Annotated in this window: 7 protein-coding genes; all 7 read left to right on the forward strand. The window is 57.5% G+C overall.

Going from position 1 to position 5,291, the window contains the following annotated elements; translation table 11 throughout:
* Nucleotides 1–155 precede the first annotated feature (155 nt).
* Nucleotides 156–437: a hypothetical protein gene (locus E1297_RS04520; RefSeq protein WP_155134447.1), complete on the forward strand. Its 282-nt coding sequence runs from the start codon at nt 156–158 to the stop codon at nt 435–437.
* Between the two features lie 101 nt (nt 438–538).
* Nucleotides 539–874 (forward strand): hypothetical protein, encoded by a 336-nt coding sequence (locus tag E1297_RS04525; protein WP_155134450.1) that lies wholly within the window; start codon nt 539–541, stop codon nt 872–874.
* A gap of 74 nt (nt 875–948) precedes the next feature.
* Nucleotides 949–1,833, forward strand: a complete 885-nt coding sequence (locus tag E1297_RS04530; RefSeq protein WP_155134453.1) for a metallophosphoesterase — start codon at nt 949–951, stop codon at nt 1,831–1,833.
* A 91-nt stretch (nt 1,834–1,924) separates the two neighbouring features.
* Nucleotides 1,925–2,824 (forward strand): metallophosphoesterase, encoded by a 900-nt coding sequence (locus tag E1297_RS04535; protein ID WP_196223192.1) that lies wholly within the window; start codon nt 1,925–1,927, stop codon nt 2,822–2,824.
* Nucleotides 2,821–3,450 (forward strand): hypothetical protein, encoded by a 630-nt coding sequence (locus E1297_RS04540; protein WP_155134459.1) that lies wholly within the window; start codon nt 2,821–2,823, stop codon nt 3,448–3,450. The genes E1297_RS04535 and E1297_RS04540 overlap by 4 nt, the downstream gene beginning before the upstream one ends.
* 78 nt (nt 3,451–3,528) lie before the next feature.
* Nucleotides 3,529–4,350, forward strand: coding sequence for a hypothetical protein (locus E1297_RS04545; protein WP_155134462.1), 822 nt, complete (start codon nt 3,529–3,531; stop codon nt 4,348–4,350).
* Nucleotides 4,351–4,592: 242 nt separating this feature from the next.
* Nucleotides 4,593–5,183 carry an HD domain-containing protein gene (locus tag E1297_RS04550; RefSeq protein WP_155134465.1) on the forward strand — a complete coding sequence of 197 codons (591 nt, stop codon included), beginning with the start codon at nt 4,593–4,595 and terminating at the stop codon, nt 5,181–5,183.
* Nucleotides 5,184–5,291 lie beyond the last annotated feature (108 nt).

Consider the following 5,291-nt stretch of genomic DNA (forward strand, 5'->3'; position numbering starts at 1 on the left):
CTCCGTCCTTCAGGGCGGGGAAGACGTTAACAGTTCAGAAACCCGTCCGAAAAGACCCTCCTAAAACGGTTCTCGTCTGATACCGGCGACTTGAAACCATTTGTCCATTTCTTTCTCCGGAGTTACTCAGACAGCAGCAACCTTGGAGACTTTTCATGCCCGCAACCCGGTTTTTACTCTCCCCAGCGCCCGAGGACGCGTCGCAGCTCTTCATCGAAACTCTCGAACGCGCCTATGAACTCGGTGAGGTGAACGGCGGCTCGATAGACTGGAACGATGTTCAGGACGCACTCGCGTCCGCAATCAAGATGTTCCCCGGCCAGGCAGACGAACTGCTCAAGCTTGCCGGCGAGAACGAAGCGATCATGGCGGTGTTTCCGGATGGCCACGATCCGGCGGCCGCCGAATTGGCTGCGGCCAAACTCATTCTGGCCTAAAGGGATCCGGAAAACGTGTCGTGGGACGAAGTCGACCAGGCTCACAGCTACCTGCATGACGATACGTTCAATCCGCAACCGTAATTTAAAGGAGAGACACAATGGTGACCATCATTTCATCCGAAAACTTGGCCGTCGATACGGCCGCAAAGACACTTCCAGGCGTCGACAACGAAGGTTGCCGGGTTCTCAATCCGACCGAACTCGAGGGCGTTACCCTAAGGGAACTTCTCATTCACGAGGAAGACAACGACCTTGAGGCGTGGTATCTGAGCGAAGGTGGTCAATTCATCCGCAACGTCGGGAAACCTCACTCCCGCTGGATGCACATGAGCACCGACGAAGCGTGGTTCATCATTGGGGATATCGTAGACGACGAAACTCTCGAACGGCTCCAGGGAGTCGGATTCTTCACGGATGCGAGCCCCGCCCCTTGACCCAGGGGCGCGGCAAACCCCTTCCTCCAGGGAGGCGAAGACGTTAAAACTGGACGAACGCGAAAGGAAGACCTTTGTCGAGAATCTGGACCATCTCAGATCTGCACCTAACGCCCAGCCAAGCGAAGGAGCGCTCCCTTCTCAGCGGCGGCATGGAGGCCGTCTTCGAGGCGCGTGAGAGTGCGGATCTTTGCATCATCTCCGGAGACATCGTCGACCAGGGCGGGATCGCCGACGGCCTAGGGTGGATTTACCACTTCATCGGGAAGTGGATCGACACCTACGTCGTACTCGGTAACCACGACTACTTCGGCTCCAGCATCACCGGAACGGAACGCGAGGCGAGGGCGGTCTGCAAGGAACTCGGCATGCATCTGATCGCGAACGATTGTCTCAACGTCTCGGACGATCTGCGTATCGCCGGAGGAACGCTTTGGACGGACTTCTCCCTTTACGACAAAGGGGACGGCATCGCTCAGGCGGAAGCCATGGTGCACGCGAAGCACGCCATGGAGGACTTCTCCACCGCGATCGACCGCGATGAATTCAGCGGTTCCATGATCAAGAACCTCAGTCCGGCGGACAGCGTCGCGCTCCATCGGGAGACAGTCCGGTTCATCAGGAACGCTCTCTCCACCCCGTTCGTCGGAGCGACGGTCGTCGTGACGCATCACGCACCGCATCCGGGATCCATCATCGAGAACTTCTCCGGAGACCCCTTGTCCGCGGCTTTTTGTTCAGACCTTTCGCCCGTGATCGAGGAGTTCTCTCCGGAACTCTGGATTCACGGGCACACGCATGCGTCCCTAGACTATGTCGTCGACGGGAACGGCGGCGGAGGAAGCGCCCGCATCGTCTGCAATCCGCGAGCGGCGCGCGACGATAACTTCGAGTGGGGGAAGATCGTAGAGGTTCGACCAGACAGGGCCTTGAGGCCGGCCACGAGCCTTTCGCGCTAATCGACAAGGAGTTCCTGCTTCGTATCGAGTCTCTGGTTTGAGAAAAATCAAAACGACAAGACGAACAATGCAACACATCGCGAGCAACGTCATGAGTCGAATTCGTATTCTCTCCGATCTTCACCAGGAGTTCGTTGGAGATCCTCGCTATGGAAAACATCCACTGGCGAAATTCGATCCCGAGACGGAGATGGATAGCGACTTCGACTATCTCGCCATCGTCGGAGATCTCGACGTACCGCTGACGCGTTCTCTTGAATGGATCGCCGACAGGTTCCCAGGCGAGACCGTTCTATATGTGCCGGGCAACCACGATTTCTACAGCAACCCGGGGAAACACGAGACTGGCTTCACAATGCTGGAGCAGATTGATGCCGGACTAGAACTTGCGGGCAAGCTCGGCATTCACCTTCTGCATGACCGCGTTCTTACAATTCCCGATGACGGCATCCGCTTCATCGGCGCTACTCTCTGGACCGACATGACCACCGTTGGCCTTGGCACGAAGCATTCGAAAATGGCGCAGGCCGAAGGCAAGAACGGGATGAATGATTACAAGAACATCAAGCGCGAATCCACGGCGAGACCAGGTAAGCGGAAGCGTGTCCGGGCGCAGCACATCGCAGATGCCCACGTCGTCTCTCGCAATTTCATCGAAAGCGCGCTTGCGGTTCCCTTCAATGGCGAAACCGTTGTGCTGACCCATCACGCTCCGCACCCGGAAAGCCTATGGGGTGAGCCAAATCTAATCGATCTCGCATGGTGCTACGCATCCAATTTGACATCGATCCTCGAGTCCGAGACGGCGCCGGAACTTTGGTGTCACGGCCACATTCACGATAGTTGCGACTATCACATCACCAACAGCCGGACCCGCATTGTTAGCAACGCACGGGGATATGCGTTCGCGGAAGATCCCGCGAAGAGGGCGGCTGCGTTCGACCCCAACTTCACCGTCGAAGTCGGGCACAGGCCGGGGGTGGAGCCGTGAAGTTATGGACGGCCAGCGATTTGAACTCTGAGATGCAAGCTTTCTCCCTGCCGTCGCCTGAGGATGTTCCGAATGCCGGCGTCATGGTTATTGACGGCGATTTTCACAACGCACTGGCAACAAGGGGTCACATTAACGATCTGATCGAGATCGTCGGCATGGGTGTCGTCATGGTCGCAGGAAACCACGAATTTTGTGGCGCCGGTATCGAAAATGGTCTGGAGTTCCTTCTGGAGATTAACAATCCGCGACTACACTTTCTCCAGAACGACAGCGTAGTGCTCGGCGATGTCTGCTTTGTCGGTGCGGCGCTCTGGACGGATTTAAAACCCTTCGGAGAAGAGCGCATGAAGGCAGCGAGGGAGTTGGCGCGATCGAGGATGAGCGACTTCGTTCAAGTGTGGCGCTACTTGGATCCGAATGAGACCGAAGACCTCGCAGACGAGATGGCGGCAGCGCACGCCGAAAGTAAGGCGTATATCTCCAGCACCCTGACAGAGAACTTCGGCGGTCCAACCGTCGTTGTGACGCACCATGCGCTACACTCCGAGTGCTGTCATGAGAAGCACAGCAAAACGCTTCTGAATGCAGCATTCTCCTCTGACTGTCGTGATATATTGCGATGAAAACGAAATCCGGCAGCCGGATCTCGTCATCGACACAGACATGCTTCCGCGCTTTCGACCGGGAAGGACAGCCCCGCAATGAACCTTCCGAAGCCAACAGGCCCAAACCCAAAGCCAGGTTGGATCGTCATCGACTTCGAGGCATCGTCATTGAATGACGGCTCATACCCCATCGAACTCGGGTACTGTGACCTCGATATGAACTCGGGCGGGTTCCTTATTAAACCGAAGCCTGAGTGGGCTGACTGGCACCCTGATGCGGCCTCCGCACACGGCATTCCGAGAGAACTCCTGTTCGCCGTCGGCATTCCGATTCGCGAAGCGGCCGAGCGCATCAACTACATGGCCGATAGCGGGAAGTCCTTCCTCTGCGATGGCGGGGCAAGCGACCAACGCTGGTATGAGGCTCTGTTTCGGGAAACAGACACAGTCCCTGAAATCATGACACTGCGGGATTTTGATCTCCGTCTGAACGCGGCTGCCAGCCTTCACAAGGATCTGGGCAACAAGCTCGGAGACCTCGATGTCCTATGCGAGATGCGGGACCGGGGAATTCTCGCTTCGCCGCACCGGGCGGAGCCGGATGCCCGGGTTCTCGCCGCTTTCGCTCGCGGATACCTAGACGCCGACTATTTTCAGGCACTCGTGCTCGCCGATCAGGAATTTCGAAGTCGACAGCCCTCTCAAGAGGACGTCGACAAGGACGAGATCGCCCGAGAGATTTACACCTCTTTCGCGCAGAGCGGTCTGAGCACGGGCGATCTCATGGAGATGACGGGAATGACAATGAAGGAGATCGGGGATCTGTTTGATCGCCGAGTTCAGCAAATGAAGATCGATGATCTTAATCAAATTTGGGTCGAGATCCTAGCGGCACCGACACCGGGAGCGAAGTCGTGAAAATCTGGAGACGACAATGAACCTCATTCAAGATCGAGAGCGCGTTAAAGGACACGCTCGTCCACCCTAGCAGCCCCCAGGGGTGTCGTCGAAGAAACTGACCCGAGATCGGCTCAATACGCTTTCGGTCAAGGACGTGCCAGCGCCAAACGATATCGGCGAACTGTCGCGGGACCGGTCGCGGCCATTCCATGCTATGCTATTGATCAGCGTCTCTATCCCGTGAGTTTTCAAGGTGTCTTATGTCAAACCTGATTTTGAAACGCGATCCGACCAGCGTGCCGGGGCACCCCAGTCTCGAAGAGACGGCGGCGTTTGCTGACACACTCCACGCCGGACAAACCGACAAAGCAGGCGAGCCCTATATCGGCCATCTGATCCGCGTTAGCCGTCACCTAGTGCAGCTATTCCCGCACGCGACACCGGTCGAGCGCCATGCGGCGTGGCTGCACGACGCGCTCGAAGACACACCGGTGACCGCGGCCGAACTGCGGGGCAGGGGCTATGCGCCCGAGGTGATTGAAATCGTGGAAGCGGTCACCAAAGATCCCGACAACGGCGAGACCTATGCAGAGCGGATTGAGACACTGGCGGCGCGCGGCCCACGGGGCGCGCTGCGGGTCAAGATCGCCGATCTGACCGATAACGTTGATACGGCCCGGCTCGCGACCCTGTCAGAGGCGAAGGCCGCGTCGCTTGGCAAGCGCTACACGCAGGCTCGAGAGCGGCTTCTCGCAGCGCTAGACGCGCCGCTCGGTGCACTCGCCAGCGATGACGATCCCAACGAGTTTCCGATGCCGTTGTTGCTTCAGCTTCCGGCGGTCGAACACTAGACAGGGTCGATTGAAAGTACGTGTAAAAAGCTCACAAGGGGTCGAGTGCGGCTCAGTGTCAAATCCCCCTTTAAGTGGTTTCTTGGCTAAGCAGCCGTTCGTTCAAAG

Source organism: Roseibium sp. RKSG952, from assembly GCF_009711355.1.

Coding starts and splice junctions, on each gene's coding strand:
- E1297_RS04535 (WP_196223192.1), top strand. CDS start 1,925: ATGAGTCGAATTCGTATTCTCTCCGATCTTCACCAGGAGTTCGTTGGA.
- E1297_RS04520 (WP_155134447.1), top strand. CDS start 156: ATGCCCGCAACCCGGTTTTTACTCTCCCCAGCGCCCGAGGACGCGTCG.
- E1297_RS04545 (WP_155134462.1), top strand. CDS start 3,529: ATGAACCTTCCGAAGCCAACAGGCCCAAACCCAAAGCCAGGTTGGATC.
- E1297_RS04550 (WP_155134465.1), top strand. CDS start 4,593: ATGTCAAACCTGATTTTGAAACGCGATCCGACCAGCGTGCCGGGGCAC.
- E1297_RS04525 (WP_155134450.1), top strand. CDS start 539: ATGGTGACCATCATTTCATCCGAAAACTTGGCCGTCGATACGGCCGCA.